The following is a 3263-nucleotide window of genomic DNA, read 5'->3' as shown; positions in this document are numbered from 1 at the left end:
CTGTTGGAAGACGAGCCTGCCTCCACTTGGGCACAAATCAATTCGACCCCACATGCGCGAGCGGACGGTGTTCATCAGCCAGCCCAGGCGCCGTGGCTCCCTGAACGCAGAAGATAACTTTGCGGAGGAGCGGTCACGCAACTGTCGGCGGCGCCGGGCCTCAGGGTGAATGGAAAGGATGGAGTGGCGGATGGTGTCGCGTGAAGGCGCAACACGCGTGCTGACCGACCTGCATACGTAGGAAGTCGTTCATTGCTCCCAAATCGTATGTGAGGAACATTCCTGTCCCGGCTGCGCCGCGCGATGCTAGGTCGCGTTGTTCAGCGGGCCAAGCCGATGACACCTACGAAGCTACTGATCGGGCAGATCGCCGTTGTGTGCGCAATTGTCATTATCGGCGTATGGACGGCAACCCAATGGTGCGCTCAAATGCTGACCTACCAGACGCCTCTCGGCGCACCATGGTTTCTCTTCGCCGGCTGGCCAATCTACAAGCCGTGGAAGCTGTTTGAATGGTGGTTCCACTTCGATGCTTATGCGCCGGAGGTCTTCGACAAAGCCGGTACGCTTGCAGGCGCCAGCGGATTCCTGGGTTGTGCCGCCGCAATCGCTGGCTCGCTTTTGCGCGCGCGACAGCGCGGGTCGGTTACGACCTATGGGTCTTCACGGTGGGCCACGACTCATGAGGTCGAGACGGCAGGGTTGTTACGGCCGGCGGGCGTTTTCCTCGGTAGGCTGAACGATCGCTATCTGCGCCATGACGGCCCGGAGCACGTCATGGCATTTGCGCCGACGCGTTCGGGCAAGGGCGTGGGGCTGGTTGTTCCAACGCTACTTTCCTGGACCGGGTCTGCCATCATTCATGATATAAAAGGCGAAAATTGGCAGTTGACCTCCGGCTGGCGGTCGAAATTCTCGTACTGCCTTCTGTTCAATCCGACCGACCCGAGATCGGCACGCTACAACCCGCTGCTGGAGGTGCGCAAAGGCCCAGATGAGATCCGGGACGTTCAAAACATCGCCGACATCCTCGTCGATCCCGAGGGCGCGCTGGAGCGACGGAACCACTGGGAGAAGACCAGCCATTCACTCCTAGTTGGCGCCATTTTGCACGTGCTCTACGCTGAAGAGGACAAGACGCTGGCCCGCGTCGCCACCTTCCTGTCGGACCCGCAACGCTCGTTTGCCGCAACGCTACGGCGGATGATGACGACAAACCATCTCGGGACGGGGCATAACCCTCAGGTCCATCCCGTAGTGGCCTCGGCGGCTCGCGAACTCCTGAACAAGTCGGAAAACGAGCGCTCAGGCGTCCTCTCGACCGCCATGTCCTTTCTCGGGCTTTATCGTGATCCAACGGTCGCGGCGGCCACTTCGTCCTGCGACTGGCGCATCGCTGACCTAGTGGATGGAGAGCGACCGCTGTCGCTCTATCTGGTCGTGCCGCCTTCGGATATCTCGCGCACCAAGCCTTTTGTGCGACTGATCTTGAACCAGATCGGCAGGCGGTTGACGGAGCGTCTGGAGGGGGACCCGAAGAAGAGCCGTAAGCATCAGCTGCTCATGATGCTGGACGAGTTTCCGGCGCTCGGTCGCCTCGACTTCTTCGAAACGGCGCTCGCCTTCATGGCAGGTTATGGCATTCGCTCCTATCTGATCGCACAATCTTTGAACCAGGTTTCAAAGGCCTATGGCGAGAACAATGCTATTCTCGACAATTGCCACGTGCGAATTGCCTTTTCCTCCAATGACGAACGCACGGCCAAGCGCATCTCGGATGCCCTCGGCACCGCAACCGAACTTAGGTCGATGCGCAACTATGCGGGCCATCGGCTTGCGCCCTGGCTTTCACATGTCATGGTGAGCCGCCAGGAAACCGCGCGCCCGCTCCTGACGCCAGGCGAGGTGATGCAATTGCCGCCGTCAGACGAATTGGTCCTGGTTTCTGGGTTGCCGCCGATCCGCGCCAAGAAGCTGCGCTATTATCAGGATCAGAATTTCACAGATCGGGTGCTGCCTGCGCCGGTGCTGCACGACGGACCCTATGCGGACTGCCCTGCATCACGCCCGGACGGCTGGACTGGACAAGTGTGCAGCGTCGATAGCCGACTTGCTGCGGACGAGGAAAGCGCCGACGCGCCAGTTGAAGACGAGGGAGGCGTTCAGCAGCAACGCCATCCAAGCCTGCCCGAAGAAGACGTTGTTGTCTCTCAAGAGCCCGATCAGGCCGATCTGTACAAGCCCGCAGACGATGACAGCGAAGCGCTCGCGGACAAGCGTGTCATGGATCGGATTTCCACTGCGGCCCGCGTCTACGGTATCAACGAGGGCAGGGGCGACGATGTCATTCCCGGCTTCTGAAGTCCGCTGAGTTGCAGAGCGCACCTCAGCGTAGATAACGGCCATAAGCAATTTTGAGCGTCTGGCCGATGCTTCTCCCGTCGCCGGCGCAACGCCGGGCCGTCGGAACGATCCGCATGAAGCCGCACCGCATTCGCCATCAGTTTCTGCTTGAGCCGGAGCTCAGCGAGAAACTGGACAACCTCAGTCGCGATCCGTCAACGACCAAATCAGCGATCGTGGGGAAGGCGATCGAGGCGTTCATCGAGCGGCGTGGCGAGAGCGAGTTCGATCGGCGCTACGGCGTAAGGCTTGACCGGCTCTCCCGCGATCTTGCCCACGTCAGGCGCGATTCCGAGGTGATCCTGGAGAGCCTGGCGCTCTTCATCCGCTTTTCGATCACCCTTCACGCCCACACGCCGGTCCCGGATCGGGCAACGCAGGCTATTGCCCAAGAGCGTTTCGAGAAATTCGTTGAGAAGGTCGGCCGCCAGATCGCTTCCGGCAAAAAGTCGCTTAGCAAAGACAATGGTGGGGGAGGGGAAGGATGAGCTCTCATCCCGAGGCCGACCACCGGCGGCGTGTCATGCTGCGCACCGCCATGGGTCCGGCAATCACCGAAGCCCTGGCCGATCCGTCCGTCATCGAGGTGATGGTCAATCCCGACGGCGCGCTGCGACTCGACCGGTTAGGCGAAGGTCGGGTCGATACCGACGTTCACATGCACCCGTCCGAGGCAGAACGTATCATCCGCCTGGTTGCTTCGCACGTGCGCGCCGAGGCGCACGCCGACAACCCGATCGTCAGTGCCGAATTGCCGTCTGGCGAACGCTTCGAAGGCCTGCTGCCACCTGTGGTGTTGGCGCCATGTTTTGCCATCCGCAAGCCCGCCGCGAAAGTCTACACCCTGGCAGACTATGATG

General features: G+C 61.0%; 2 protein-coding genes and 1 pseudogene. All 3 read left to right on the top strand.

Annotated features, from left to right (window positions below):
- The first annotated feature begins 336 nt into the window (after positions 1 to 336).
- Complete coding sequence (locus tag EN994_RS23960; protein ID WP_063169233.1) at positions 337 to 2361, top strand: conjugal transfer protein TraG; 2025 nt, start codon at positions 337 to 339, stop codon at positions 2359 to 2361.
- A gap of 116 nt (positions 2362 to 2477) precedes the next feature.
- The gene (locus EN994_RS23955; protein WP_063170364.1) at positions 2478 to 2891 is read left to right on the top strand and encodes a CopG family transcriptional regulator; all 414 of its coding nucleotides are present in this window, start codon (positions 2478 to 2480) and stop codon (positions 2889 to 2891) included.
- Positions 2888 to 3263, top strand: a pseudogene (locus EN994_RS23950) (Flp pilus assembly complex ATPase component TadA); the annotation flags it as partial. The gene EN994_RS23955 and the pseudogene EN994_RS23950, both read left to right, overlap by 4 nt.

This window comes from Mesorhizobium sp. M7A.F.Ca.CA.002.09.1.1 (assembly GCF_003998555.1).
GTDB classification, from domain to species: domain Bacteria; phylum Pseudomonadota; class Alphaproteobacteria; order Rhizobiales; family Rhizobiaceae; genus Mesorhizobium; species Mesorhizobium ciceri.
This window is presented reverse-complemented; position numbering and strand designations above follow the sequence as displayed.

Excerpts from the sequence above, each read along its gene's own strand:
- EN994_RS23960 (WP_063169233.1), top strand. The coding sequence starts at position 337 with ATGACACCTACGAAGCTACTGATCGGGCAGATCGCCGTTGTGTGCGCA.
- EN994_RS23955 (WP_063170364.1), top strand. The coding sequence starts at position 2,478 with ATGAAGCCGCACCGCATTCGCCATCAGTTTCTGCTTGAGCCGGAGCTC.